Annotated in this window: 21 protein-coding genes and 1 CRISPR repeat array; of the genes, 10 read left to right on the plus strand and 11 right to left on the minus strand. The window is 67.4% G+C overall.

Going from position 1 to position 26,124, the window contains the following annotated elements:
* Positions 1–7: 7 nt before the first annotated feature.
* Both MXF70_RS02455 and MXF70_RS02460 read right to left on the minus strand, forming a co-directional pair.
* Positions 8–2,566 carry a DNA topoisomerase I gene (locus MXF70_RS02455; protein ID WP_248517081.1) on the minus strand — a complete coding sequence of 853 codons (2,559 nt, stop codon included), beginning with the start codon at positions 2,564–2,566 and terminating at the stop codon, positions 8–10.
* A gap of 254 nt (positions 2,567–2,820) precedes the next feature.
* Positions 2,821–3,243, minus strand: a complete 423-nt coding sequence (locus tag MXF70_RS02460; protein ID WP_248517083.1) for a hypothetical protein — start codon at positions 3,241–3,243, stop codon at positions 2,821–2,823.
* 129 nt (positions 3,244–3,372) lie between these two features.
* Between MXF70_RS02460 and MXF70_RS02465 the strand changes: the two genes are divergently transcribed.
* The gene (locus tag MXF70_RS02465) at positions 3,373–4,806 is read left to right on the plus strand and encodes an MATE family efflux transporter (protein WP_248518351.1); all 1,434 of its coding nucleotides are present in this window, start codon (positions 3,373–3,375) and stop codon (positions 4,804–4,806) included.
* 303 nt (positions 4,807–5,109) lie between these two features.
* Here the strand turns inward: MXF70_RS02465 and MXF70_RS02470 are convergent, their stop codons facing one another.
* Entirely contained in the window at positions 5,110–6,279 is a 1,170-nt protein-coding gene (locus tag MXF70_RS02470) for a PGF-CTERM-anchored ABC transporter substrate-binding protein (RefSeq protein WP_248517085.1), read from the minus strand.
* A 166-nt stretch (positions 6,280–6,445) separates the two neighbouring features.
* Here MXF70_RS02470 and btuC point away from each other — a divergent pair, with 166 nt between their 5' ends.
* The 3 genes from btuC to MXF70_RS02485 all read left to right on the plus strand — a co-directional run bounded on the left by btuC (position 6,446) and on the right by MXF70_RS02485 (position 10,349).
* A complete protein-coding gene (btuC, locus tag MXF70_RS02475; RefSeq protein ID WP_248517087.1) occupies positions 6,446–7,552 on the plus strand; it encodes a vitamin B12 ABC transporter permease BtuC in 1,107 nt (368 codons plus the stop codon).
* The gene (locus MXF70_RS02480) at positions 7,549–9,006 is read left to right on the plus strand and encodes an ATP-binding cassette domain-containing protein (RefSeq protein ID WP_248517089.1); all 1,458 of its coding nucleotides are present in this window, start codon (positions 7,549–7,551) and stop codon (positions 9,004–9,006) included. The genes btuC and MXF70_RS02480 overlap by 4 nt, the downstream gene beginning before the upstream one ends.
* A 65-nt stretch (positions 9,007–9,071) precedes the next feature.
* Positions 9,072–10,349, plus strand: coding sequence for an iron-containing alcohol dehydrogenase family protein (locus tag MXF70_RS02485; protein WP_375140826.1), 1,278 nt, complete (start codon positions 9,072–9,074; stop codon positions 10,347–10,349).
* A gap of 31 nt (positions 10,350–10,380) precedes the next feature.
* On the opposite strand, the gene MXF70_RS02490 is transcribed toward MXF70_RS02485, so the two are convergent.
* From MXF70_RS02490 to MXF70_RS02500, 3 genes are all read right to left on the minus strand, one after another.
* Positions 10,381–11,025, minus strand: coding sequence for a M48 family metalloprotease (locus MXF70_RS02490; protein WP_248517092.1), 645 nt, complete (start codon positions 11,023–11,025; stop codon positions 10,381–10,383).
* A gap of 104 nt (positions 11,026–11,129) precedes the next feature.
* Positions 11,130–12,635, minus strand: coding sequence for an Asp-tRNA(Asn)/Glu-tRNA(Gln) amidotransferase subunit GatB (gatB, locus tag MXF70_RS02495; RefSeq protein WP_248517094.1), 1,506 nt, complete (start codon positions 12,633–12,635; stop codon positions 11,130–11,132).
* Between the two features lie 96 nt (positions 12,636–12,731).
* Positions 12,732–13,985, minus strand: coding sequence for a GNAT family N-acetyltransferase (locus tag MXF70_RS02500; protein ID WP_248517096.1), 1,254 nt, complete (start codon positions 13,983–13,985; stop codon positions 12,732–12,734).
* 349 nt (positions 13,986–14,334) lie between these two features.
* A CRISPR array of direct repeats spans positions 14,335–15,606; the repeat unit is 30 nt; unit sequence GCTTCAACCCCACAGAGGTCCTTCTGAAAC.
* Positions 15,607–15,790: 184 nt separating this feature from the next.
* On the opposite strand from MXF70_RS02500, the gene MXF70_RS02505 reads away from it, so the two are divergent.
* Positions 15,791–16,768 carry an aldo/keto reductase gene (locus MXF70_RS02505; RefSeq protein ID WP_248517098.1) on the plus strand — a complete coding sequence of 326 codons (978 nt, stop codon included), beginning with the start codon at positions 15,791–15,793 and terminating at the stop codon, positions 16,766–16,768.
* Between the two features lie 91 nt (positions 16,769–16,859).
* Here MXF70_RS02505 and MXF70_RS02510 read toward each other — a convergent pair whose 3' ends face one another.
* Both MXF70_RS02510 and MXF70_RS02515 read right to left on the minus strand, forming a co-directional pair.
* A complete protein-coding gene (locus MXF70_RS02510; protein WP_248517100.1) occupies positions 16,860–17,567 on the minus strand; it encodes a class I SAM-dependent methyltransferase in 708 nt (235 codons plus the stop codon).
* Positions 17,568–17,674: 107 nt separating this feature from the next.
* A complete protein-coding gene (locus tag MXF70_RS02515; protein WP_248517102.1) occupies positions 17,675–18,076 on the minus strand; it encodes a PPOX class F420-dependent oxidoreductase in 402 nt (133 codons plus the stop codon).
* Between the two features lie 241 nt (positions 18,077–18,317).
* Here MXF70_RS02515 and MXF70_RS02520 point away from each other — a divergent pair, with 241 nt between their 5' ends.
* Positions 18,318–18,596, plus strand: coding sequence for a winged helix-turn-helix transcriptional regulator (locus tag MXF70_RS02520; RefSeq protein ID WP_248517104.1), 279 nt, complete (start codon positions 18,318–18,320; stop codon positions 18,594–18,596).
* 333 nt (positions 18,597–18,929) lie between these two features.
* On the opposite strand, the gene mfnA is transcribed toward MXF70_RS02520, so the two are convergent.
* Complete coding sequence (gene mfnA, locus MXF70_RS02525) at positions 18,930–20,009, minus strand: tyrosine decarboxylase MfnA (protein WP_248517106.1); 1,080 nt, start codon at positions 20,007–20,009, stop codon at positions 18,930–18,932.
* Positions 20,010–20,250: 241 nt separating this feature from the next.
* Here mfnA and MXF70_RS02530 point away from each other — a divergent pair, with 241 nt between their 5' ends.
* The 3 genes from MXF70_RS02530 to MXF70_RS02540 all read left to right on the plus strand — a co-directional run bounded on the left by MXF70_RS02530 (position 20,251) and on the right by MXF70_RS02540 (position 23,689).
* Entirely contained in the window at positions 20,251–21,420 is a 1,170-nt protein-coding gene (locus tag MXF70_RS02530; RefSeq protein WP_248517108.1) for a glycosyltransferase family protein, read from the plus strand.
* Between the two features lie 60 nt (positions 21,421–21,480).
* A complete protein-coding gene (gene ilvD, locus MXF70_RS02535; protein WP_248517110.1) occupies positions 21,481–23,220 on the plus strand; it encodes a dihydroxy-acid dehydratase in 1,740 nt (579 codons plus the stop codon).
* Positions 23,221–23,530: 310 nt separating this feature from the next.
* Positions 23,531–23,689 carry a DUF8106 domain-containing protein gene (locus MXF70_RS02540; protein ID WP_248517112.1) on the plus strand — a complete coding sequence of 53 codons (159 nt, stop codon included), beginning with the start codon at positions 23,531–23,533 and terminating at the stop codon, positions 23,687–23,689.
* Between the two features lie 46 nt (positions 23,690–23,735).
* On the opposite strand, the gene corA is transcribed toward MXF70_RS02540, so the two are convergent.
* Together corA and MXF70_RS02550 are read right to left on the minus strand one after the other, a co-directional pair.
* Positions 23,736–24,716, minus strand: a complete 981-nt coding sequence (corA, locus tag MXF70_RS02545; protein WP_248517114.1) for a magnesium/cobalt transporter CorA — start codon at positions 24,714–24,716, stop codon at positions 23,736–23,738.
* Positions 24,713–24,880 carry a hypothetical protein gene (locus tag MXF70_RS02550; RefSeq protein ID WP_248517116.1) on the minus strand — a complete coding sequence of 56 codons (168 nt, stop codon included), beginning with the start codon at positions 24,878–24,880 and terminating at the stop codon, positions 24,713–24,715. Before MXF70_RS02550 ends, corA begins: the two co-directional genes overlap by 4 nt.
* Before the next feature lie 156 nt (positions 24,881–25,036).
* Here MXF70_RS02550 and MXF70_RS02555 point away from each other — a divergent pair, with 156 nt between their 5' ends.
* Positions 25,037–26,092, plus strand: a complete 1,056-nt coding sequence (locus MXF70_RS02555) for a sensor histidine kinase (RefSeq protein WP_248517117.1) — start codon at positions 25,037–25,039, stop codon at positions 26,090–26,092.
* Positions 26,093–26,124: the final 32 nt, after the last annotated feature.

The raw sequence follows: 26,124 nt of genomic DNA on the forward strand, positions 1-26,124 counted from the left end.
CGGTGACTCAGGCCTTCGCTTTCCACTCCCGCAATCTATCCGCGCTCACGCCGTCGACGTCGGCGGCGACGCGATCGGCGTCGGCGTCGACGAGGTCGTCGATGCTCTCGACGCCCGCGTCCATCAGCTTCTCCGCGGTGGCCGCACCGACGCCCTCGAGCGCCTCGAGGTCCGACCCGGAGTCGGACTCGCGCGCCTGGTACTCCCGGAAGTTACAGATCGGACAGCCAAGCTCCCAGGGCTCGTCGTCCTCGTCGTCGTCCTTGACCAGGAGTTCGGGGAGCCCGTGCTGCTCGCAGGTCTCGTCGGTGACCTCGATCTCACCGTTGCGCGGCAGCGGCAGCGAGTAGTCACAGTCGGGGTAGCGCGTACAGCCTACGAGCCGCGAGCCGTTCTCGAGCGTCTTGATGGCGAGTTCGCCCCCCTCCGCGGTGCCACACTCCGGACACTCGCCGAGAATCGCACCCTGTCCGGCCTCCTCCTTCCGGCAGAGCGGGCAGCCGTGGACGAACGTGCTCCGGCCGGCGAGCATCTTCACGTGCAGGAGTCCGTGCTCCTCACAGCGCTCCTCGAGCAGGAGCGGATCGCCGGTGTCGGGCAGCGGCAGCGTGTACTCACAGTCGGGGTAGCCATCGCAGCCGACGAAGGAGCCGCCGTAGCGGGATTCGCGGAGCAGCAGGTCCTCGCCGCAGTCGGGACACTCACCCAGCGCCTTGTCGGCCTTGAGCGAGTCCCGCAGATGCTCGCCGATCTCCTCGCGAGACTCGACGAGCGCCTCGAAGACGACTTCGAGCATCTCGCGGGACTCGTCGGTTACCTCGTCGAGGTCGATCTCGCCCTCTGCGATCGCGGTCATGTCCGCCTCCAGCTCCGCTGTCATCTCCTCGCTGACGACGGTGTCGGCGTACTCCTCGGTAGCCTCGACGACGGCCATCGCGAGCTGCGTGGGCCGCGGCGGGTCGCCCTCGATGTAGCCCCGATCGTAGAGCTTCTCGATGGTGTTGTGTCGAGTCGACTTCGTCCCGATTCCCATGTCTTCCATCGTCTCGATGAGCCGGGACTGGCCGTACCGGCGGGGCGGCTGGGTCTGCTTGGCCTCCAGCCGGGAGTCGTCGATCGGGAGGACCTTGCCCTCGGTGACGTCGGGAACGTAGTTCTCGCTGGTGGAAAAGTATGGGTAGACGTCGTGGTAGCCGGCCTCGAGCAGGCGCTTGCCGTTGGCCTTGACGGTCACTTCCGTCCCGCCGTCGGGCAGAACCTCGGCGGGAGTGGGGACTGCGTCGTCGGCTGGTACGGCCGCGGTGACGCGGAGGTGCTCCCAGCGCGCGGGGTCGGCGACGGTCGCGAAAAAGCGCCGGACGACGAGCTCGAAGATCTCCCACTCGTCGTCGGAGAGTTCGCCGCCGTCGGGCCACTCGCCCGTCGGGTGGATCGGCGGGTGGTCAGTCGTCTCGTCGTCGCCCTCGGTGGGATCGTTGAGTCCTTCCTCGAGAAGGGCTTCGGCGGCCTCCCCCAGCGTCGGGTGCCCCTCGTAGGCAGAAACGAGCTCCTCGGGGTCGAGGTCGTCGGGGTAGACCGTGTTGTCGGTCCGGGGGTAGGTGATGTAGCCAGCGGTGTAGAGGTCCTCCGCGATCGACATCCCGCGCTGTGCGCCGTAGTTCAGGGCGCCCGCCGCGCGGATGAACGCAGTCGTGTTGAAGGGCGCCGGTGGGTCGTCGGTCCGGGTTCGCCGGTTGACGTCCTCGACCGTAGCGGCAGCAGAATCGGCGGCCAGCACCTGCTCGACGGCCTCCGCAGCGGACTCGTCCCAGACGCGCTCGGCCTCGGTGTCGTCCTCGTCGAGATAGAAGTACTGTGACTCGAACGTCGCGGAGGTGTCGTCGTCCTCGGTCTTCTCCAGGTCGGCGAACAGCTCCCAGTAGTTCTCGGGATCGAACGCCTGAATCTCCCGCTCCCGGTCGACGAGAAGCTTCAGCGTCGGCGTCTGCACCCGCCCGACGGAGATGAAGTCGTCGCCGAGCTGGCGCGAAGAGAGGGAGAGGAATCGCGTGAGTGCAGCGCCCCAGACGAGGTCGATGACCTGGCGAGCCTCGCCAGCGGCCGCGAGCTCGAAGTCGATGTCGTCGGGATCGGCGAAGGCGGAGCGAACCTCGGTCTGCGTGATCGAAGAGAACCGGACGCGGTCGATCGGCACCTCGTCGTCCACGTCGCGGACGAGCTCGTAGGCTTCCTTGCCGATCAGCTCGCCCTCGCGGTCGTAGTCGGTCGCGATCGTGACCCGATCGGCCCCCTCGGCGAGCGATTTGAGGGTGTTCACGATCCCCTCCTGGGTCGCGCGCTTCTCGATCGGTGCGTCGATCAGCTCCACGGGCTCGACGTCCCGCCAGTCGGAGTACTCCGGGGGGAAGTCGACCCCGACGACGTGCCCGGAGAGGCCGACGCAGGCGCGATCGCCCCAGCGGTAGACGTTCACGTCCCCGCGGCGGTCCACGTCGGCGCCGCCGTCGCTGAGAATTTCGGCGATGCGGCGGGCCGCGTTCTCCTTCTCGGTGACGATGAGGTCCATTCGGTTGCTGTCCAGTACGGTTATCGGGATCCTAAACCTTCCGGAACCGCAAGAAGGAGCGGGTGTGCGTGGGTGCGCGCTGCGGGCGTGGGCGGGGGCGAACGTGGGTGTGCGAGCGACCACACGCGGGGGCGCGACGACCGTGGCGGTGTCCCCCAATGGTGCATCCCTTCGACACCGAACGCACCGATCGGCGTCAGACCACATCGGATGGACGTGACGAGCGGGCGTCGATCACCGTTCCCGGAAGACGATCAGGGCGTCGGGAGCTGCCAGACTGCCTGTCTGGCGACGACGAGGACAGCGGCAACGAGGCCGACGCCGAACGAGACGTACGGGAACAGGACCAGCCCGCCCCTGTGCGTGGAGACGACGGTATTGAAGAGGTAAATCACGGTACAGCCGCTCGCGATCAGGAGCGTGAGGGCTCCGATGCCAGCAAAGAACACCGAGCCCCAGTCGCGTTCTCGGAGGTCGGTCCCGAGCACCATCGTCAGACCGAGTCCCAGGGGTGCGACGAAGACGGCCGCCCACAACAGGAGGGTCCACACGATCTCCACGTCCGGAACGCCACGATGCTCGACTATCCACGCCAAAGCCACGTATCCTAGAATGAACAGGGCCAACGCCAGCTCTGCGATTCGGACTCCACCGGTACTACTGCTGCCGTTCGCCATACTTTATTTCTGATCATCGAGACTATTTAAAGTGGGGTTGACCTCACGTCGATCCGCTTCTCGGTGTCGCAAGTCTGACGAGCGTGGCAGGTGGACGGCAGCACAGTGTCCGCGGACAGCCGGGTCGACATGACCACCGGTGCGATCACGCCGAGACTCTTCTACCTCGCGTGGCCGCTGGTCGTCGGCAATCTGCTCCAGACGCTCTACAACCTCGCCGACATGTTCTGGGTCGGTCGGGTCAGTTCGGAGTCCGTCGCGGCCGTCTCCCTGATGTTCCCGCTCTCCTGGCTGTTCGTCTCGACGGCGATGGGGCTCTCCGCGGCGACGATAGCGCTCGTCTCCCAGCACGTCGGCGCGGGGAACGACCGGCAGGCAGACGCCGTCGTCGGCCAGACGATGCTGCTCGCGATCGGAGTCGCGTCTGCGATCGCGATCGCTGGCTACCTCGGCCGCCACGAACTCATGGGGCTGATCGGCGCCCGGGGCGCAGTCCGCGTCGAGGCGCTCCGCTACATCGAGGTGATCTTCCTCTCGCTGCCGCTCACGTTCCTGTTCATCGCCTTTCGCGCCGCCCTCCAGGGCGCCGGCGACACGAAAACCGCGATGTGGCTCGTCGCGATCTCCGCGATCGGCAACGCGATCGTCGATCCCTTCCTCATCCTCGGAATCGGCCCGTTCCCGGCGTGGGGCATCCGCGGCGCGGCGTGGGCGACGTTCGCGGCCCGCGGATTCGCCGCCGCGGTCGGCGTCTGGATCCTCCTGCGTGGCGACTGGGGGATCCAGCTCCATCCCGGCGACCTCCGGCCCGACCGCGCCCTCCTGGCGAAGCTGATCGACGTCGGCTACCCCTCGACGCTCGACGGCTGGGCGCGCTCCTTCGCCGCGGTGGCGATGGCCGGCCTCGTCGCCAGGTTCGGCGAGGCGGCGACGGCCGCCTACGGCATCGGCATCCGCTACATGTCCGTAACCTGGACCGTCTCCGGCGCGGTGGGGCAGGCGACCGCGACCGGCGTCGGGCAGAATCTCGGTGCCAACTCACCCGATCGCGCGGCGTCCGTGGCCTACCGCGCGACCGGCGCGACGATGGCGCTGCTGTTCGGCGCCGCCGGCCTCGCGTGGCTCGTGCCCGCGACCGCGATGGGACTCTTCCTCGACGACCCGGCCGTGATCGACGAGGGCGTCGACTTCCTGCGGATCGTCACCATCTCCTGGGGCTTCTTCGGCGGGCTGATGGTGCTCCAGGGCGCCTTCCGCGGCGCCGGTGCAACCAGAATCGCGATGGCCCTGTCGCTGTGCTCGCGGTGGCTGTTCCGGATCCCGCTGGCGGTGTTGTTCGCGTTCGGCTGGACGCTCACGATCCCGCTTCTGGGGCTCGAGATCGCCGCCTTCGACTGGGGCGTCGTCGGGCTGTGGTGGGCGTACGCCATCGGTGGCATCGCCTCCTTCGCGCTCGGACTCGCCTGGTTCCTCCGCGGAACGTGGACGGAGGGCGTGATCGAACAGGACGACGGCGGCGCTGCACCGGTCGAACCCGCTGGCGAGTCGGGTGTCGACGACTGAATCGCACGCGTCTGGGCGTCGTCTCGTGATGGCCACTCAGTCGCCGACCCACGTCAGCGGGAGGTAGCGACCCCGCACCTCCTCGGTCGTCGGGACCTCGCCCACGGTCGCGAACGCGCCTTCTACACCAGATGGCATCGTCTTCACCCTCGACGGACGGTTCCTGCGTCGTCGCTCTCTGCGTAGAGCGTGGTTCGATCGACGTCGGGATGGAAAACGGCGTTCCCGGAAGCGAGTTCCTGGAGAAAATTCGAGTGTTTCGGTACTCCCAGGCAGACGCGGGAAGGCGAGAAGTGGCGTCCGTTACGGTCGGCGGCGGAGTGCGAGCACCGCACCGAGCAGTGCGATCACTGCGGCCGGAGCGCCGAAGCCGGGCGACCCATCGCTGTCGTCGTCGGAGGCGTTCGGTTCGCCGTCGCCGCTCGATCCGTCGGGATCGGAGGCGCCATCGTCGTTTTCGCCCTCGTCGGCGCTACTCCCGTTCTCCTCGGCAGCCGCCCAGGCATCGGCGTGCAGCTGTTGGGAGACCTCCTCGATTGCCAGCACGAACCGCGGTGCGGGCTGGTTCCAGTAGTTGGAGTCGACGGTGATCACGTTGCCCTCCTGTGCAGCGGTGGTCTGCTGGACCGGGTGATCCTCGGGGAGCGAACTGCCCTCGGTCACCAGGAAGTAGTCGGGATCCTCGGCGACGATCTCCTCGCCCTCGGCTTTTGGCGGCGAGCCGAGATCGATGTTCGCCGCGGCGTTGGTCGCGCCGGCGGTCGTGATTCCCTCGTCCTGGAAACTCCCGGGCGTCGCCGTGAACCCGCCACCGAGCCAGTAGAACACGCTCGGGCTGTCGGCGTCGGCGACCGTCTCTTCAACGTTCGAGACCGTCTCGTTCATCCACTCGATCGTGTCGTCGGCAGCGCCGCAGGCGCCGAGCAATCGGCCGGTGGTCTCGGTTCGCTCCCGGATGTCGGCGATCGAGCTGGCGTCGTTCTCGCGGTAGACGGTGAGGCCGGCGTCGCGAAGGGCCTCGACGTCATCCGACGCGATGATGTTGGGCGCAATCACGAGATCGGGATCGAGATCGACCACGGTCTCGATGTCGACGTTGATGCCGTCGAGCACGTGGGTCCGGTTCGACGAGCCGTTGAGATACGCGGTGCTGGAGTCGACCGGCATTCCGACGACGTGCTCCTGCTCGCCAATCTCCCAGACGGTCTGGGCGCTACTGGCGCCGAGGGTGACGATATCCTCCGGCTCCTCCTCGAGCGTCACTTCGGTTCCCGACGCGTCGGTGAGCGTCACCGGGAACGAACAGTCCTCCTGTGCAGCCGTGGCAGTGGCCGTCGGTGCGGCGGTGAGTGCACCGCCGTCCGCGGTCGCAGCGACCTGCGAGTCAGCTGTCGCGCCGACGTGCCCCACGCCCCCCACGAGCGCGGCGAGCACGACGAGCGCGGCGATGGCCACGCGTGTCGTTCGCGTCATCGTCAGAGTGAGACCCCGGGAGCAACAAAAGTGTATCTACTTCAACCCAACTTTACCGCCGATTTCGGGGCGATCAACGGTCACAGACCGGTCCGAGCGGGTCGCTACCTGCCGCCAACGGCGTGAACCACCAGACTTTAGCAAATACAACTCGGATGAACGACCCATGCACGCCCACCGGCGCGCGGCGACGTACTCCACTGGGCTCTTCGTCGTGCTTCTCGCGACGATCGTCGCCAGCGCCGGGATCGGCAGCGTCGACGTGCCGCCGGCCGACGTCGCGGCGGCGCTCGTCAACCAGATCGCGATTCCGACCTCCTTCGGCGTCACGACCTCCGCGATCGGCGTTCCGTTCGTCGACGCAACGCTTCCGATGCCGACGCCGACCGTGGGCTTCTACGAGCCGTTCTCGCTCGCCGTCGCGAGCACCGACGAGACGATCGTCGTCGACATCCGGCTGCCGCGAGTGCTGCTCGCCGCGACGGTTGGCTGTGGACTCGCCGCCGCCGGGACCGTGATGCAGGGGCTGTTCCGGAACCCCCTCGCTGACCCTTCGATCATCGGCGTCTCGACCGGCGCGGCCGTCGGTGCGGTCGCCGTGATCACCCTCCCGGTGTTCGCTGCGTGGCTCCTCGAACCGATGGCCTTCCTCATGGGGCTGCTCACCGCCTTCGGCGTCTACTGGATCGCGACGCAGAACGGTCGAACGCCCGTCGCAACCCTGCTCCTGGCCGGCGTCGCGGTCCAGGCATTGCTCGGCGCCGCGACCTCCTACCTTCTCATCACCAGCGGCGACAGCATGGAAAAAGTCGTCTTCTGGCTGATGGGGAACCTCCACGCCGCGCAGTGGCCTGATCTGCGATACACGCTCCCGATCGTCCTCCTGGGCACGCTCGCACTCTGGGCGTTCGCTGCCGACCTCAACGTCCTCGTGCTCGGGGAGGAGGACGCCCACCACCTCGGCGTCGAAGTCGAGCGCACCAAACGAATACTGCTGGGGCTCGCGACCGTCGTCACCGCCGCTGGCGTCGCCGTCGCTGGCGTCATCGGTTTCGTCGGGCTGATCGTGCCCCACGTCCTCCGGCTCCTCGTCGGGCCGGACCATCGGGTCCTCCTCCCCACCAGTGCGCTTGCCGGTGGGGCCTTCCTCGTCGCAGCCGACGCGATCTCTCGCACGACGCCGGAGGCCATCCCCGTCGGAATCGTTACCGCAGTCGCGGGTGGACCCTTTTTCCTCTACCTGCTTCGCGAGCGGGAGGTGCACGGACTGTGACGGCACCAGAATCCGGCGAGGACGATCACGAGGCCGTCGATACCCCATCGAATTCCAGTCTCTCACCGGCGATCGACGTCGAGGGCATCGAGGCCTCCTTCGGCGAGGAGTCCGTCCTCGACGGCGTCGACGCGACCGTCGAACCCGGCGAACTCGTCGGGCTCGTCGGGCCGAACGGTGCGGGCAAGACGACGCTACTCCGGACGATCAGCGGCGCCCTCACCCCGGAGTCCGGCACCGTCCGCGTCGCCAGCGACGACGAGGAGCGGCGGCTCGAGGACGTCCAGGCGCTCTCCTCGGCGGCGAGCAGCCGCCGGATCGCCGTCGTTCCACAGACAACGACGCTCTCCTTTTCCTTCTCCGTCCGGCAGCTCGTCGAGATGGGTCGCCACCCCCACAGATCCCGGTTCCAGGCACCCTCCGCCGAGGACCGCGATCTCGTCGACGCCGCGATGGAGCGGACACGAACCGCCCGCTTCGCCGACCGGTCGATCGAGGACGTCAGCGGCGGCGAGCGCCAGCGCATCCTCCTCGCGCGAGCGATCGCCCAGGACGCGCCGGTGCTCTTGCTCGATGAACCCACCGCGAACCTCGACCTCCACCACGCCGTCGAGACGATGACGCTCGCCAGGGAGCTCGTCGAAACCGACGGCGCCGCAGCGCTCGCCGCGATCCACGACCTCGAGCTGGCCGCGCGGTTCTGTGACCGGATTCTCGTGCTCGCGGGGGGCGAGATCGTCGCGAACGGCGCCCCCGAGGCCGTCCTCAAACGCGACGTGCTCGCGGCGGCCTTCGACGCCCGGATCGCCGTCGAACCCTCGCCGATCGACGGCGGCGTGACCGTCCGGGCGCTGGACGATCCCGAGATCGACCACCGGGTCCACGTCGTCGGCGGTGGCGAGCCCGCCGCTGCCGCGATCGGCCGGCTCGGCGAGGCCGGTGCCGACTGCTCGCTCGGGCCGGTCCCCGAGGGCGACCGCGCGGTGTCGACGGCCGAGGCGTTCGACGGGACGACCGTTACCACCGTGCGATTCGGTGGGATCGACGCGGCGACCCGGGAGCGAGCCACCGAGCTCGCTGCAGACGCGGACGTGGTCCTCCTCGCCGCCGAGCGGATCGGCGGGGATGGCGATCCGTGGCTGGATGTGATCGACGCGACCGATGCGCCGGTGGTTCGACTCACCGACGCCACCGTCGGTGCGGCCGGTCCCGACGCCGATGCCGACTCCGAGAACTCGTCGGGCGACGAGGCGCCACCGTGGCTCGGGCGCGCACCGACGACCGATCTCGATTCGTTGCCGGGTGCCGTCGACGCGATCGCAGGGAAATCTGGCGACAGCGGAGAGTGGCGCGGAGAAGCGGAGAGTGCGGACGAATCGCAGGAGAGCGACGCCCTCGCGGATGCGACGCTCGCGGACGGCGGCGTGGACGACGGGGAAGAAGACGGACGATAGACTCTGCTAGCGGATGCAGCAAGATCGCAGTGTAGCGAGCGCTTTTGGTCTATTCGCCACAACAGATGGACGTGACTGGACACGCGCTCGCCGACGGCTCCGGCCCGTTCCGATTCGCCTACCAGCCGGGAGCGATCCGCTACGGCGACGGCGCGGTCGCCTCGCTGGGCGACGACCTCGCGACCCTGGACCTCGAGCGCGCACTCGTCGTGACCGGCAGTACGGTCGGTGACACCGCCGCGGTGATGGACCCGATCCGGCAGGGGCTCGGCGACCGGCTCGCAGGACTCTTCGCCGAGACGACGCCAGAGAAGCGGCTCGCGACCGCGATCGATGGCGCGAACGCAGCCACCGACTGTGACGCCGACGTCCTCGTCGCCGTTGGCAGCGGCAGCTCGATCGACACCGCGAAAGCGATCGCCACGATCGTCGGACGGCGCCGGAGTGAGCCAGCGGACGCCAGCGACGCGGCGCTCGGAGCGGAGTTCGCCGACACCGGGACGCTCGCCGTGCCGGCGGAGCCGCTCCCGATCGTCACCGTGCCCACCACGCTCGCCGGCGCGGACTTCACGCAGGGTGCCGGGCTCTCGGCCGCGTCAGAGGGAGGCACCGGCAGCGGACACGACGGGGGCGTCGTCGAGGACGTCGTCAGCGGCGGGCTCGGCGATCCGGCGCTCGCGCCCACCCAGGCGATTTACGATCCCACTCTCGTCGCGACGACGCCCAGACCGATCCTCGCCGGCTCCGCGATGAACGGGTTCGACAAAGCGCTGGAGACGCTCTACTCCCGGCACGCGACGGCCATCACCGACGCCACGGCAGCGCGGAGCGTTCGGCGGTTCCGCGAGGGGCTGCTCGCGTTCGGCGATGGAGCGAAAGGGGAGGAATCAGGTCGCGACGGGGTGCCAGCCGCCGTCGAAGGCCTGCTGCTCGCCCAGTATGGGATCTCTCGAGCCGACTGCACCACGATGTCCGTGATCCACGCGTTCGGGCAGGAGGTCTCCGCTGTCGGCGACGTGCAGCAGGGCGTCGCGCACGCGATCTGCGCGCCCCACGCGCTCGCCGAGCTACTCGCAGCGGCCGACGTTCGGACCGGGCTACTCGCCGACGCGTTCGGAGTGGCCGACGCCGCCGATCCCGAGACCGCGATCGTCGAGGCCGTCGCCGAAACGCGGGACGCGCTGGGCGTGACGACGCAGCTCCGCGACGTCGATGGACTCGCTCGCGACGATCTGGCTGCGATCGCGGCCGCGGTCGCGGAGCATCGGTTCCTCGACAACGGGCCCGCTGGGTACGAGCCGACTGCAGCGACGCTCGAAGCCGTTCTCGACGCAGCCTGGTGAGCACGATCGAAAATCTCCACGCGCAGTCAGTCTACGACTCGCTCCCGAGTCGCTCGAGTCGACTGCCGACCGTGGGTTCGACGTCGAACAGCGCCCGCCAGAGCCGGCCCGGCTCCAGCGATTCGCCGCGGAGCCGGGCGGCCTGCTCGACGGCGTCGCGGAGCGTCCCCTGCCCGACGAGAGCGCCGGCGGCCGCGTCGGCGGCGTAATACTGCCGGCGAACGAGAACGATCGCACCGAGGACGATCGCCCAGCCGCCGACCATCGCGGGCAGGAACTCGATCGGCGTGACGTACGCGGCGGCGATGACCCCGACGGCGACCCCCGTCGAGATCGACTGCACGATCTGGATCCAGGAGCGACCGCGTGCCGCCTCGACCGCGAGCAGCGCCCGGAGCGACTCGTCTGCCAAGGAGTCGAGCGCGGCGTCGGTGACGACGATCGTGCGTCGACCCGGGAGCCCGATGCAGTCACAGTCGACTGTCCCATCGCTCGTCGTCGTGCGGATCGCGAGATCGTAGCCGGTGGCGTCTGCGGCCTCGCGAAGGCGGTGGAGGCGATCGGCCTCGTCGCCGCTTGGCTCCCGAAGCGTGTAGCCAAACCGCGGACCGAACGCGACGAGCGACAGCGACAGCGCCGCCGCGAGGAGCCCGACGAGGACCGCGATCCAGAGCATTCGTACCGGTAGGTTGAGTGCGGCTCGAAAAAGCGTTGCCGACTTCTCGCGCGACGCACCGTTGAACAATGGAACGCGCCAGTGCGGCGACTCGGAGGACTAGCCTAGGACTCGAGCTCCGCTCGCAGCAGCTCGTTGACGGTCCCGGGATCCGCACTGCCACCGGTGGCCTGCATGACCTGTCCGACGAGGAAGTTGATCGCGCCGTCGTCGCCGTCGTGGAAATCGTCGACTGCGTCGGGGTTCTCCTCGATCGCTGCCGTCACGGCCGCCTCGATTTCGCCCTCGTCAGTCTTCCCGAGGCCCTCGGCCTCGACGACGTCGTCGGGGGCAGGACGCTCCCCGAGGTCGTCGCTCCCGTCGAGCATCGTCCGCAGGACGACCTCGCGAGCGTTCTTGGCCGTGATCTCCTCAGTCGCGACGAGTTCGACGAGCCGGTGGAACTCGTCGAGGCGGTCCTCGACGTCCGTGATCTCCATGTCGCGGTAGTTGAGCTCGCCGAGCAGTTCGTCGGCGACCCACGTCGCGGCGAGGTCGGGCGCGAAATCGGCGGCGACGCGCTCGAAGAAGTCCGCGACCTGTTTCGTCGAGGTGAGTTTGTCTGCTGCCTCGCGGCCGAGCCCGTACTCCTCGCGGAACCGCTCGCGGCGAGCGTCGGGAAGCTCCGGGATCTCGATTGTGTCCTTCCAGTCGGCGACCTCCAGGGGCGGCAGGTCGGCCTCCTCGAAGTAGCGGTAGTCCTTCTCTGCCTCCTTCGACCGCATCGAGACGGTGACACCCTTGGCCTCGTCCCAGTGGCGGGTCTCCTGTGCGACCTCGCGGCCGCGCGAAATCGCGTTCTTCTGGCGGGTGACCTCGTAGGCCAGCGCCTGCTCGGCGGCCTTGTGTGAGGAGATGTTCTTGACTTCCGTGCGGTTGGCGTCCTCGAGGACGGAGACTGGAATCTCGCCAGTCTCGTCGTCGACGTCCGCGGCGTCGACGATCGAGATGTTGGCGTCGACCCGCAGGGAACCGTCGCGCTCTGCGTCGAACACGGCGAGATACTCGAGGACCTCCGTCAGCTTCGCGAGGAAGGATCGGACCTCCACGGGCGCCCGGAAGTCCGGCTCCGTGACGATCTCGAGCAGCGGCGTGCCGGCCCGGTTGTAGTCGACGAGGGTGTACTCCGCGGTGTCGATCGAGCCGCCGACGTGGCGCAACGATCCGGGGTCCTCCTCGAGATGCGCGCGTTCGATGCCGACGACGCGGTGTTCCCCCTCGTGGCTGATCTCCAATTCCCCGTCCTGGCAGATCGGCTCGTCGTACTGCGTGATCTGGAAATTCTTCGGCAGGTCGGGGTAGAAGTAGTTCTTCCGGTGGAACCGCGTCGTCTCCGGGATCGTCGCGTCGATGGCCTTGCCGACCTTCACCGCTGCCTCGACGGCGCCCTCGTTGAGGACCGGCAACGCGCCGGGCAACCCCAGACAGACGGGACAGGTCCGGGTGTTGGGCTCCTCGGCGGGCTCGGTCGAACAGCCACAGAAGATCTTGGTGTCCGTCTCGAGCTGGACGTGGACTTCCAGCCCGATGACGACCGCGAGGTCCTCGGTCGTAGCGGCCTGTGCGCTCATTGCCGGCGGATTCGCCGCGGCGTCGCTAAAGCGCTTCGCTGCGCACCGGAGCTCGGCGGATCCAAACGGTCTCCGTGGCCAGCGAATCCATCCCGCTCAGAAGAACTCCCGCAGATAGACCGGTTCGGGACGGAACGCAGCCTCGAGCTCGGCCCGGATTCCATCGTCGTGGACGGTAAGGTCGCGAAGGCGTTCGGCGTCCCCAACGCCGATCGAACCGATCGCTAGACGCGAGAGCGTCCCGATTCCGAGCGACGCGTCGCCAGCGAGATCGCCGCCGGCGGACTCGACAGTCGCCTCACCGTCGGCGATCGAGACCACGAACTGGTCGTCGTTGAGATCGAGCAGCGGATCCGTCACGTCGAGCACGAACCGCTCCTTAAGGGCTGCGGGCCAGGACAGCGATTCGAGCCCGCGCTCGACGTCCGTCAGCCGGATCATCGTCCCGACCGACTCCGTCACGTCGAGCTCTCCGGGGTCGGGCACCAGCTCGCTGAGGTCGCCGGCCAGCGGGCCGTCGAGGACCACCGCATCCACCTGGGAGTCGTAGTTCGCGAGGAAGCCCAGCAGCGCGCGCTCGATTTCGTGATCGATCCCGGCGAGGTCCTGCACGCGAAGTTCGCGTCCGTCGTCGCCCGCTCGGGCGTCCAGGAGCGCGTAGCCCCGAAGCTCGTCGCCGACCTCGTAGCCGTAGACGTACGGTGCGGGGCCGTCCGGCCACGCCGCGAGCGTCCGCTTGCGCCACCACCCCTCCGAGCGCCGGAGCGAGAGGCCGAACCGCTCGGCGCGCTCGACCTCGACCCGTCGCAGGCGCTCCCACTCGTCGGCGTCGAGCTGGCGGAATCGACCGTTCTCGGCCGGGGGAGCCCCCGCAATTTCGGCAAGCTGCTGGGGTGGCACCCGCACCCGAGTCTTCCGGTTCGCGACGCCCCAGCCGAGCGCGCGGTAGAAGCGGACCGTCGAGGGCCATAGGGCAACGAAATCGACGCCGTTCTCGCGATACTCGTCGAGTGCGCCCTCGATCGTTGCGCGCGAGTAGCCGTTCCGCCGGTGCTCCGGTGGCGTCGCCACGCCGCCGAGCCCGCCGATCGCGGTCCACTCGCCGCGGACGGTCGCATCGAGATAGTAGAGCTTGCACGTCGAGACGATCTCGGTGGCGTCGGCGTCCTCGGCGCCGTCGACGAACAGGCCGCGTGGATCGGAGAGCGCCGGCGGCCACACGTCGGGATCGTCGTCCGGTTCCTCGGCGGCGTAGCTCGGCTCCGGACCGCTCTCCAGATCGAACGCCTGCTGCATGATCGCGTGGTATCGCTCCCGGTGAGCCTCCGTGACGGGGCGGTACTCGGCCATACGACAGGTTAGGAGCGACCACCAATCAGAATGTCTATTCCGCCTTCGAGGGGCGCCGCCTCGGCTTCGAGAGCTGATGCTGCCACCCAGAACGTCAGGGGCATATGCCGGCGGAACGTCGGTGGAGCCAGCGCCGTCACGCTTGCGGCCTCGGCTCCCGGCTGTTTCGGGGTCGTCGAGGAAATCCAGGACCTGACGGACGCCAGCTGTCGACACGGGCTGGTCGATTCGTCGGCGAGTACGGATCGTGAGACCAGGTCCTGGCGACGTGTGGATTCACATTCAGATACAACCCCAGTGATCCTTCTGAAACGTAGCGGCGCAGGTCCGCGTTGCTAGCGCCGGCCATGCTTCAACCCCAAAGAGGTCCTTCTGAAACAGAAGTTCTCGACAGAGGACAGATTGTTTATCCCGCTTCAACCCCACAGAGGTCCTTCTGAAACTTGATTGCGTGAACCTCGTTATCACCCGACACCGAGCTTCAACCCCACAGAGGTCCTTCTGAAACAACGCGAACGCGAGGCCGGAGAGCTGCTCGTCGACGCTTCAACCCCACAGAGGTCCTTCTGAAACTGTCCGGTCGGTCCTCGAGCAGCTGGCGGTATCCAGCGCTTCAACCCCACAGAGGTCCTTCTGAAACCCGGCGACATCAGCGACGACACGGTCTCTATCCGGCTTCAACCCCACAGAGGTCCTTCTGAAACGGCATCTACTACCGATCGCAGGACTCAGGGAAGGAGCTTCAACCCCACAGAGGTCCTTCTGAAACCCGATCACGAGTCTGCCCCGAAATCGAAATGAGTCCGCTTCAACCCCACAGAGGTCCTTCTGAAACCAAGTATCCCCGCAGGTGGGCGGTGATGTGCTGCTGCTTCAACCCCACAGAGGTCCTTCTGAAACCAAGTATCCCCGCAGGTGGGCGGTGATGTGCTGCTGCTTCAACCCCACAGAGGTCCTTCTGAAACGCGGCCCCGACGACGACGAACAGCGCGGCGATCGCGCTTCAACCCCACAGAGGTCCTTCTGAAACACTGGCCCGTCATATCCCTCGGATTCGACGTAATAGGCTTCAACCCCACAGAGGTCCTTCTGAAACGAAACGATGTCCCGGCCGCCGATAGCTGCGCCCTCTGCTTCAACCCCACAGAGGTCCTTCTGAAACCTCAGGAATTCCGTCGTCGATGAGGAACCACACGATGCTTCAACCCCACAGAGGTCCTTCTGAAACAATCTGGCCGTTGATCCGACGGCGCGGGTACTTCTTGCTTCAACCCCACAGAGGTCCTTCTGAAACACCTCGCCGTCGACGACCTGCAAATCCGCCGTGCTGCTTCAACCCCACAGAGGTCCTTCTGAAACCGTCTTGAGTTCCGAGAGAAGCGTGATGTTGACGGCGCTTCAACCCCACAGAGGTCCTTCTGAAACACTGGCCCGTCATATCCCTCGGATTCGACGTAATAGGCTTCAACCCCACAGAGGTCCTTCTGAAACCATCGCCTGAACTGCGGCCCGGCCGGTGATTTGCCCGGCTTCAACCCCACAGAGGTCCTTCTGAAACACTGCAGTAGTTCCCGGTGCAACGGTGACAGTCGCTTCAACCCCACAGAGGTCCTTCTGAAACTGTCCGCATATATGGCCGTATAGGCCATAACTCCAGGGGTTTCCCACCGACGATTCCGTCGACCCCTAATTCTGGGTTTACCCCCGGGGGTCGACGATCGGACCACGAACGGCGATCGGTTCGTCCAGTTCCCGATCGTTGCCCACGCCCCTACCGTTTTTGCGAGGCCGGCCAAACGTGCGGTATGGAGTACACGACTCTCGGTTCGACCGGGATGGAGGTCAGCCGCATTTGCCTGGGTTGCATGAGCTTCGGATCGAGCGACTGGCGGGAGTGGGTGCTCGACGAGGAGGAGTCCCGCGAGATCATCGAACGGGCGATCGATCTCGGGATCAACTTCTTCGACACGGCGAACATGTACTCGATGGGCGAGTCCGAGCGCGTTCTGGGGAACGTCCTCGCCGAGTACGACCGCGACGAGCAGGTCGTCGCGACGAAGGGCTTCTTCCAGATGGACGAGGACAACCCGAACTCCGGCGGGCTCTCGCGGAAGGCGATCGAGCAGGAGCTCGCGAACTCCCTGGAGCGGCTGGGGATGGATACGATCGACCTCTATCAGATCCACCGCTACGATTACGACACGCCGATTTCTGAGACGCTTCGGGCCCTCGACGACGCCGTCCGCAGAGGACAGATCCGCCACGCTGGCGCCTCCTCGATGTGGGCCCACCAGTTCGCGGACGCCCAGCACACCAGCGACCGGCTCGGTCTCGACTCCTTCGCGACGATGCAAAACCACTACAACCTCGCCTATCGCGAGGAGGAGCGCGAGATGCTCCCCCTCTGCGAACGGGAGGGCGTGGGCGTCATGCCCTGGAGCCCGCTGGCGCGAGGGTATCTCACGCGCCCGCACGAGGAGATCGACGCGACGACCCGCGGCGAGACGGAGGAACACATGTACGAACACCCCTACCGCGAGGGCGGCGGCCGCGAGATCAACGAGCGCGTCGCGGAGCTGGCCGCCGAGAAGGGCGTGACGATGGCCCAGATCGCGCTCTCCTGGCTGCTGCATCAGGACGCCGTGGACGCGCCGATCCTCGGCACCACGAGCGTCGAGCATCTCGAACAGGCCGTCGAGGCGCTGGAGATCGACCTCTCCGAGAGCGATCAGGCCTACCTCGAGGAGCCCTACGAGCCCGTCCGGGTCTCGGGACACGAGTAGCGACGGCTACTGGTGAGTCGCGACCGAGTCACACCGCGAGAATCGAATCCGTGAGCGGCCGATTGGCCGCGGCACCTCACTCCACTGCGTCTCACTCCACGGACGCTTCCCAGTAGGAGACGGAGGCGAGGTGGTCGCCGCCGGGAAGCGAGCCGAGGCCGCCGTCGATAAAGCGGAACGGCTTGGCGATGGCGCCGGGGAGCTGTCTGTAGAAGCCGTAGGGGAACACCCAGTCGTGGGCGGAGTTGGCCAATTCGAGATCGGCACTATCGAGGAGTGACTCGACCTCCGACCGGGAGTAGAGTCGCGACCCCATCGGGAGCGCCCAGTTGTAGATCGAACGGAAGCTGTATCGCCGGAACGTGTCGAAGACGACCGTATCGGTCGTCACACGCTCCATCTCGGAGAGGAAGGCTTCGGGCGCGTCCGCGAGGTGGAAGAACCGCATCGCGAGGACCGCGTCGAAGTAGTCGTCCGGGAACGGCAGGCGACCGGCGTCGCCACGCAGGAAATCCAGGTGGTCCTCGACGCCCGCGGCGCGAGCCTTCTCCCGGCCCTGTGAGAGCATCGCATCGGAGATGTCGAGCCCGACGACGTCCGCGCCGCGCTCGGCGAGGAGAACGGTGAACCGGCCGGTTCCACACGCGATTTCGAGGATTCGATCGCCGTCGACGGGGCCCAGTGCGTCGAGCACCGCCTCTTTCTCGCGTCGGTCGATGAGCCTGCCACCGCCGGAGAACCGCTTGTCCTCGTAGGCCTCGGCGACGTCGTGCTCCTGGTACCACTCCTGTCCCTTCACGCTGTGGAATCGGTCGACACTCCGGCGATAAAACAGTACTGAATGCGCGCTGGCGATTGAGCCGATCGCGGGCCAGTCGCGGGGCCGTCCTCCGCGGCGCCCCTCGCTCACTCCCCGGTCACCACGTCCTCGGCCTCGATTCGGACGATCACTCGCGTCTCGTCGGCGTCCTTGTAGGGGTACTCCTCGACGTCCATATATCGGCGCGCGAGTTCGTCGATGTGCTCGACGGCACCCTCTTCGGTCGTTTCGACGACCTCGCCCCACGCCGAACAGTACCGATAGGGGTTCTCGGGATCACACATCGAGACGCCGACGGCAGGGTTCGCCTGGATGTTGCGCTCCTTCCTGCGGCCGCGCGCGGTGTTGAACACGACGTGATCGCGCTCGTGATCGTAATCGATCCAGACCGGCGTGACGTGTGGCAGGTCGTTCGGGAGCATCGTCGCGACGTGGGCGAGCGTCTCTTTCTCGAAGAGGTCCTGGAACTCGTCTGGAATTGCAACCATGTCAGAGACCACTCGTGCGAGTCACAAGTGTTCGACGGCAGCCGAGGGTTGGGCCGGCTCTTCGCTACGGTCTGGCGAACCCCGCAGCCACCGAACGACGGACAGATTCGCAAGCGGGCGGCCTCCTGCTCGGACGGGAGCCCAGCCAAATATGAATGTGAATTAAACACCTTATATTGTACCTATAATATTTACACGAGTATACCAAGTTTTACCACTGGTTGAATGCTGCAGTGGACGTATGAGCACGACGACGGCGGAAGAACGTGCGGAGGAGGCAGTAACGCTCTCAGAAACTGAATACCGCGACCGTCTGCGCGAGCTCCCACCGAGCGCGAAACTCGTCGCGAAGGTGCTCGAGAGCGACCACCCACTCTCCCAGGGCCAGCTCGCGGAGGAATCCCTGCTGCCGGATCGAACGGTTCGCTACGCGCTCAACCGCCTCGAGGACGCCGAGATCATCGGCTCGCGCTACTCATTCCGAGACGCCCGCAAGCAGGTCTACTACCTCCGAACCTGATCGCCGAGGGCGGTAGACGACCCCGTCCCCCACCGCTTTGCAGCCGACCGTGGTCGCCCGTCCGTTCAGTTTTTCTCAATTTCGTCGTTCGTTCGTCGCATCTCGAAGGCCGATAGCCGGTCGCGACGAGCGACGCGGTCGAACGAATTCGGTACGTCAAAGGAACGGGGAGGGAGGGAGAGGATTGGAAGACGCAGGCGTGTGGTATCCAGTGGGCACGTGGCGGTGGGTACTGCGGGGTGCTGCGGAGACAGCGGGAACAGCGGGACGCTCGAATAGAAACTGAGCAGCCGAGATTCGTCACGGATCGTGGAGAAAGCGTCGTGGCCGGAACTAATCGTCCGCAGCAGGCACGGCACTGCGTCGAACCGCACGAACGTCAGCGAGGAACGACTCCAGCATCGACTCGGTGACGTGGGGCATGCAGACGACGCGAAGCTCGCCGGCGCGCGTTCGCGAGACGCGCCAGCCCTCCTCGCGCAACGCGTCGAACGCCGAAGCGCCAATGTCGGCGGCGACGAGCGGGAGCGACGGCTCGACCACGTCGAGTCCGAGATCTGAGAGCTCGGTCGCGAGCCACGCCGCGAGCGCCTGCTGGCGTTCGAAGCTCTCGCGGTAGCCCTCCGGCCAGAGCTCATCTAATGCCGCTGCCGCGCTCGCAACGCCAGCGCCCGATCGCGTGCCCGTGAGCGTGGCCTGCGTCGTCGATTCGAGGTAGGGCGTCTCGACGGCGAGCGCATCGACGGTCGCCTGTTCGCGTGCCAGCAGACCGCCGGCGGGAATCGCCGCCCGGCCGAGCTTGTGGGGATCGATGGTCAGCGTGTCGACTGCGTCGACGTCGAAATCCCAGTCGTGGTCGGTAAACGGTAGGGCGAATCCGCCCCACGCCGCGTCGACGTGGAGCATGGCGCCGGCGTCGGTCGCCACCTCGCCCAGCGCCGGGATCGGATCGACGCGACCGTACTCCGTCGAGCCGGCGACGCCGACGATCAGCGCCGTCTCCGAGTCGGTCGCGGCGTCGATCGCGGCGGGATCGGCACGGAAACCGTCGTCGACGGGCGTGGTTCGGAGTTCGACGCCGAGCACCTCGGCGGCTTTCCGGACGGAGAAGTGGACGGTCTCGGGTGCGACGACGTTTGGATCGCGGGCGTCCGATCTGTCTCGTGCCGCTCGCACCGCCTGGATGTTGGCCTCGGTGCCGCCGCTGGCGACGAAGCCGTGTGGGTCCGAGAGCGAGGCGATCTCGCCGAGTGCGTCGACGACCTCGGCCTCCATCTCCGCGACGGCGGGGTAGGTCGCCGGATCGCCGGGGTTGGTCGCGAGGAACTGCTCTGCGGCCTCGCGCGCTGTCGGATGTGGCGGCGTGCACATCGAGGACAGCACCCGGTCGAACGACTGGGGCTCGGCGCGCATACGACTGCCCACGTGAGCACCGATGTTAGGGATTGCGCTTCAGGAAGGCGGCCCTTGCAGTCGGTCTGTCGGCCGATCTGGACACCTTCGGGCGACGGTGCACATCGGCGCACACCGACGAACGCCGCCGGCCGGCGGGACACTGAGCGACGAATCGGTGGCGGATTGGCGAGACGAACGACGACGCGAGCGCGTGCCGGATCCGCCGCGGTTTAGAGGCTGGGACCCCTCCAGTGTCACAATGGAGTACGTGCAGGAGCGGGTCGCCACCCTCCACGACCTCGGCGGGACGGTCCCCGGCGCGCCGCTGTCCGAGACGGCCGTCGTGGTCCCGATCATGCCCCGAGAGGTCGAGCGGCCCGCGGCCGAGCACACCTTCGAGACGCTCGCCGATCTCGACGTCGCGTCCGTCGTCGTTCCGGTCCGAGCGCCGCCCGAGCAGATCGCAGCCGTGCAGTCCTGGCTGGCTGGATTCGACCTGCCGCTCGACGTGCTATGGTGCAACGCACCCGAGGTCGAGGCCGTGCTCGCCGACGTTGGCCTCCGTGAGGGAACGAGTGGCGACGATCTCCCGCAGGGCAAGGGCGCCGACGTCTGGCTCGGCCTCGGCGTCGCCGCCGACGCCGCGGAGTACGTCGTCGTCCACGACGCCGACGCGACGAGCTACGACGCGAGCCACGTGCAGCGGCTCCTCGCCCCGCTGGCGGACGGGTTCGATTTCACGAAAGGCTACTACGCCCGCGTCGAGGACGACGGGCTCTACGGCCGGCTCTGCAGACTGTTCTACGAGCCGTTGCTCGCCGCGCTCGACGACCTCGAACCTCACCCTGCGGTCGACTACTTCGGCGCCTTTCGCTACGCCCTCGCCGGCGAGTTCGCGACGACGGCAGATCTCGCACGGTCGATGCGCGCCCAGCGCGCGTGGGGGCTCGAGATCGGCACGCTCGGGGAGGCCTACCGGCTCGCTGGACCCGAGGGGTCCGCCCAGGTCGACCTCGGCATCCACCGCCACGACCACCGCAGCGTCGACGGCGACGGCGGCCTCGCCTCGATGAGCGAACAGGTCGGGTCGGCGCTGTTCCGGGCGCTGGCCGATCAGGGAGTCGAGCCCGAACTCGACGTGCTGACCGAGCGCTATCTCGCGGCGGGCGATCGCCTCGTCGAGCAGTACGCCGCCGACGCGAGGCACAACGGGGTGCCCCACGACCGCGCTGCCGAACGTGAGCAGGTCCGGGCCTACGCCGACGCGATCCAACCGCCAGGCGCCGATTCGCGGTTGCCGGCGTGGACCGACGCGCCGATCGAGCCCGCCGACGTGCACGCCGCGTCGGACCGGGCGATCACCGACCGCGCGGCGGCCCTGGACGGCTCGGGGGCGGTGTCGGTCCGCGGGAGCGATCCGCGAAACTGACAGCAGCAACCACCACGCCTTCGGGACGCTTTTTATCCCTTCGCCACGCAGAGACGTACCATGAGCCAGCAGCAGGAGCAGCCAGAGGAGACGCCGGAGAAACGCGAGGACCTCCCCTCGACAGAAGTCACCGAGGGGTACGACAAGGCACCGCATCGTGCGATGTTCCGAGCGATGGGGTACGACGACCAGGACCTCGCATCGCCGATGATCGGCGTCGCGAACCCGGCCGCTGACGTCACGCCGTGTAACGTCCACCTCGACGACGTCGCGGCCTCGGCCTACGACGCCGTCGACGATGGCGAGGGGATGCCCATCGAGTTCGGCACGATCACGATTTCCGACGCGATCTCGATGGGGACGGAGGGGATGAAGGCCTCGCTCATCTCCCGAGAGGTCATCGCGGACTCCGTCGAACTCGTCGCCTTCGGCGAGCACATGGACGGCCTCGTCACCGTCGGCGGCTGCGACAAGAACATGCCGGGGATGATGATGGCGATGATCCGGACGGACCTCCCCTCGGCCTTCCTCTACGGCGGTTCGATCATGCCCGGCGAGCACGACGGCCGGGAGATCACGATCCAGAACATGTTCGAGGGCGTCGGCGCGGTCGCCACCGGTGACATGAGCGAGGACGAGCTCGTCGAGATGGAACACCAGGCCTGCCCCGGCGCGGGCTCCTGTGGCGGGATGTTCACCGCGAACACGATGGCTTCCCTCTCCGAAGCGCTCGGCTTCTCACCCCTCGGTAGCGCCGGCCCGCCCGCCGAGGTCGAGGAGCGCTACGACGTCGCCGCCGAAACCGGCGAACTCGTCGTCGAGGCAGTCGAACGGGGCTGGTCGCCCTCGGATTTCCTCACGCGAGAGAGCTTCGAGAACGCGATCGCGCTGCAGGTCGCCATCGGCGGCTCCACGAACGCCGTGCTCCACCTGCTCGCCCTCGCGGCGGAGGCCGACATCGAGCTCGACATCGAGGACTTCAACGAGATCTCGAAGCGCACGCCGAAGATCGCCGATCTCCAGCCCGGCGGGACGAAAGTCATGAACGACCTCCACGAGGTCGGCGGCGTGCCGGTCGTGCTGAACGCGCTCTACGAGGGCGGCTACCTCCACGAGGACGCGCTCACCGTCACCGGCAACTCGATCGTCGAGGAGCTGGAGCGAATCGATCCGCCCGCGATCGCCGACCTCGACGTCGACTTCCTCTACCCCGTCGACGACCCGATCCACGACGAGGGCGCGATCAAGATCCTCACCGGCTCGCTCGGGCCGGAGGGCGGCGTCATCAAGATCACCGCCAAGGACGGCACGATGCACCACGAGGGCCCCGCCCGGGTGTTCGAGGACGAGGAGGCGGCCATGGAGTACGTCCAGGAGGGCAACGTCGAGTCCGGCGACGTCATCGTCATCCGGAACGAGGGGCCCCGCGGCGGCCCCGGCATGCGCGAGATGCTCGGCGTCACCGCCGCCCGCGACGGCCAGGGCCACTCCGAGGACGTCGCGCTGATCACCGACGGCCGCTTCTCCGGCGCGACGCGGGGGCTCTCGATCGGCCACGTCGCCCCGGAAGCCCACGACGGCGGCCCGATCGGCCTGCTCGAAGACGGCGACCAGATCACGATCGACATTCCCGACCGCGTCCTCGACGTCGACGTCCCGGCCGAGGAGCTCGAAGCCCGCCGCGAGGACTGGGAGCAGCCCGAGCCGAACTACGAGAGCGGGGTCCTCGCGAAGTACGGCGCGCTCTTTGGCTCCGCGGCAAACGGCGCCATCACGAACCCTGGCGCGACGCAGGACTGACCTGACCGCCGCCGTCGATCGCTGGACCGACGACCGTTCGACGCTCTTCTTCACGTTCCACCGGGGATTCGCGCGACTCCACCTGTCCTCCGGGTGGGACTGGAAGGGGCCGACCGCTCGCGGTCTCTGACGACGTAAGCACCGAGCGACCGGAGGGAGCGAGGCGCGCAGCGAGTCAGAGGCCGCGAGCGGGAGGGGGCTTCCAAGGCGTCTGCGGTCGCGGTACCAACTATTCCGGGAGACGCTCAGTTTCCTAGCGGGCCAATCTATTTGTCCGCCCCGTGTGAACCTTCATCACGGTGATCCCCGCATGAGCACCTCCTCCACCGAACCCGCGACCCTCGTCTGTCACGCCTGCCGATTCAGCGCGCCCGCTGGCGACGAGTGGGACACGATCGAGGTCACCGGCGTCGGCACGATGACCCGCTGCCCGGAGTGTGGCAGCACGCGCGTCGAGCACAAGCGCTAGTCCGCGGTCGATCGTCCACCCGCTCTCGAGCTGTCCACGGCAACGCTCAGATGTATCCCCGCTCCCGGAATCCCCAGGCCATCAGCAGTGCGACGAGCACCATTCCGAGCATGACCGCCGGATAGCCGAACTCCCAGCCCAGCTCGGGCATGTTGTAGGGGCTGCCCTCGAAGTTCATGCCGTAGACGCCGACCACGAACGTGAGCGGGAGGAATATGGTCGCGATAACCGTGAGGACCTTCATCACCTCGTTCGTCGACTGGGAGAGCGTGTTGAGGTAGATGTCCCGGGCGCCAGTGGTGAGATCGCGGTAGGTCTCGACGAGGTCGACCACCTGAACGAGGTGATCGTAGACGTCGCGGTAGTACTTCTCCGTCTCCTGTGCGACCTGGTCGGGGTCGCCCCGCGAGAGCACGCCCAGCGCCTCGCGCATCGGCCAGGCCAGCTTTCGGAAAGAGAGGAGATCCCGACGGACGGCGTTGATCGCCTCCAGCGTCTCGATCTCCGTCGAGACGAGCACGTCGTCCTCGACTCGTTCGATCTGCTCGCCGACGTGGTCCAGTAACTGGAAATACTCGTCCACGACGGCGTCGACGATCCGGTACGCCGTGAAGTCGGGACCGCGCTGGAGGATGCGCTCGTCGCCGCGCTGGACGGCCTCCCAGACCCGCTCGATCGGCTCGTCGGCGCCCGGTGCCAGCGAGACGATCCAGTCCTCGCCGACGAAGAGGCCGATAGGTTCCGCCAGCACCTCCTCGTCGAACGTCGTCTCGCCGCGGGTCAACTCCACGCTCTTGACGAGGACGAACGTGTACGTCGGGAACTCCTCGGTCTTGGCCCGTACCTCGCCGAACACGTCCTCGATCGCGAGCGGATGGATGCCGAACGCCTCCGAGATCGCCTCGCGCTCGGCTTCCGTCGCGTTCGAGGCGCGGATCCATGTGGTACCGTTGGCGGCGCGTGCCGAACCGACCTCGTCGTACTCGGTGGTCCCCCGGTCGTCGTAGACCACGGACTGGATCGTCACGACGCCACCTCCGACTCCGAGCGGCCGAGGCCGAGCAGACCGATGCCGGCCATGATCGCCGTGACGGAGAACGCTCGGCCCGGATACGCCGTCTGGGCGCCGACGGCGTAGCCGACGAGGCCGAGAACGAGCACGACGACGCCGACGACCGCCACTCGGTACATACCGGCACCCTCGGAGGCGCGGGAGAAAACGTTTTGCCGAAATCAAGGGCCGAGATCCCACCGGACGCGACGGTCGACCCACCCGCGCGGCGCGAGCCGCAGGCAATCTGCGTACCGTATCTCAACCCTTTTGAGTCGCTCAGTCACAACGGCTCTATGGCGATCCCCTGCGATGTGACATTACCGCCCTCCTTCGACTCGCTCGACACCGGTGTGACGCTCCACGACCCCGAGTCCGGTGCGACCCTCGACGTCAACGATCGCCTGGAGCAGCTCTATGGCTACCCAGCGAACGACCTGCGAGAGATGGACGTCGGCGAGTACAGCGCGCCGGACGCCGGCTATACCCACCTGGTGGCCAAAGAACGAATCCGCGCGGCGGCCACGGGCGAGACGCCCACCTTCGAGTGGCGCGTCGAACGAGCGAACGGTGAGCTGCTCTGGGTTCGCGTCCGGCTCACAGCGACCACCATCGACGGGTGGGAGTGCGTGCTCGCCGAAGTCCGCGACATTACCGAGTACAAGGCCAGAGAGCGCCGGCTTCGGCTCCTCAATCGCGTCATACGTCACAACCTCCGCAACGAGACGAACGTGTTGATGGGGTACGCCGACCGGCTCAGGTCGGCGATCGAGTCGGAGACCCTGCTGGAGGAGGTCGACACGATCACGGAGGTCGCACACGACATCGGCCAGCTGAGCGATTCGGTCCAACAGATCGAACAGATCGCGGATCCCGGTGCGACAGAGCGGTCCCCGACGGCCGTCGGCGAGCTGGTCGAAACGTACGTCACGGAGGCTCGGGAGCAGTATCCCGCTGCCAGCGTGTCGATCGACGTGCGCGAGGACTGCTGGGTCAACGCCGACGTGGGACTGGAGTACGCACTCGAACACGCGATCCAGAACGCCATCGAGCACAACGATACGGACCGCCCGTCCGTGACGGTCTCGATCGGCAAGGGGTCGGAGAGCGGACGCGTGTTCGTCGGTATCGCCGACGACGGCCCCCCGATCCCAGAGATCGAGGTCGACGCCCTCGACAGCGACACCTCGACGACGAGCACCGCCCACGGCACCGGGCTCGGCCTCTGGGTCATGCAGTGGTGTGTCGACGCACTCGGCGGCCAGCTCTCCTTCGAGGAGAATCATCCCCGCGGAAACGTCGTCCGGTTCTCCCTGCCGGCGGGGGAACCGCCGGGAGATCGTGAGTCGTGAGGAGACCCGGCGCGTAGCGGGGTGCCGGCTTC

It is taken from the genome of Salinarchaeum laminariae (genome assembly GCF_023204835.1).
Lineage (GTDB): Archaea > Halobacteriota > Halobacteria > Halobacteriales > Salinarchaeaceae > Salinarchaeum > Salinarchaeum laminariae.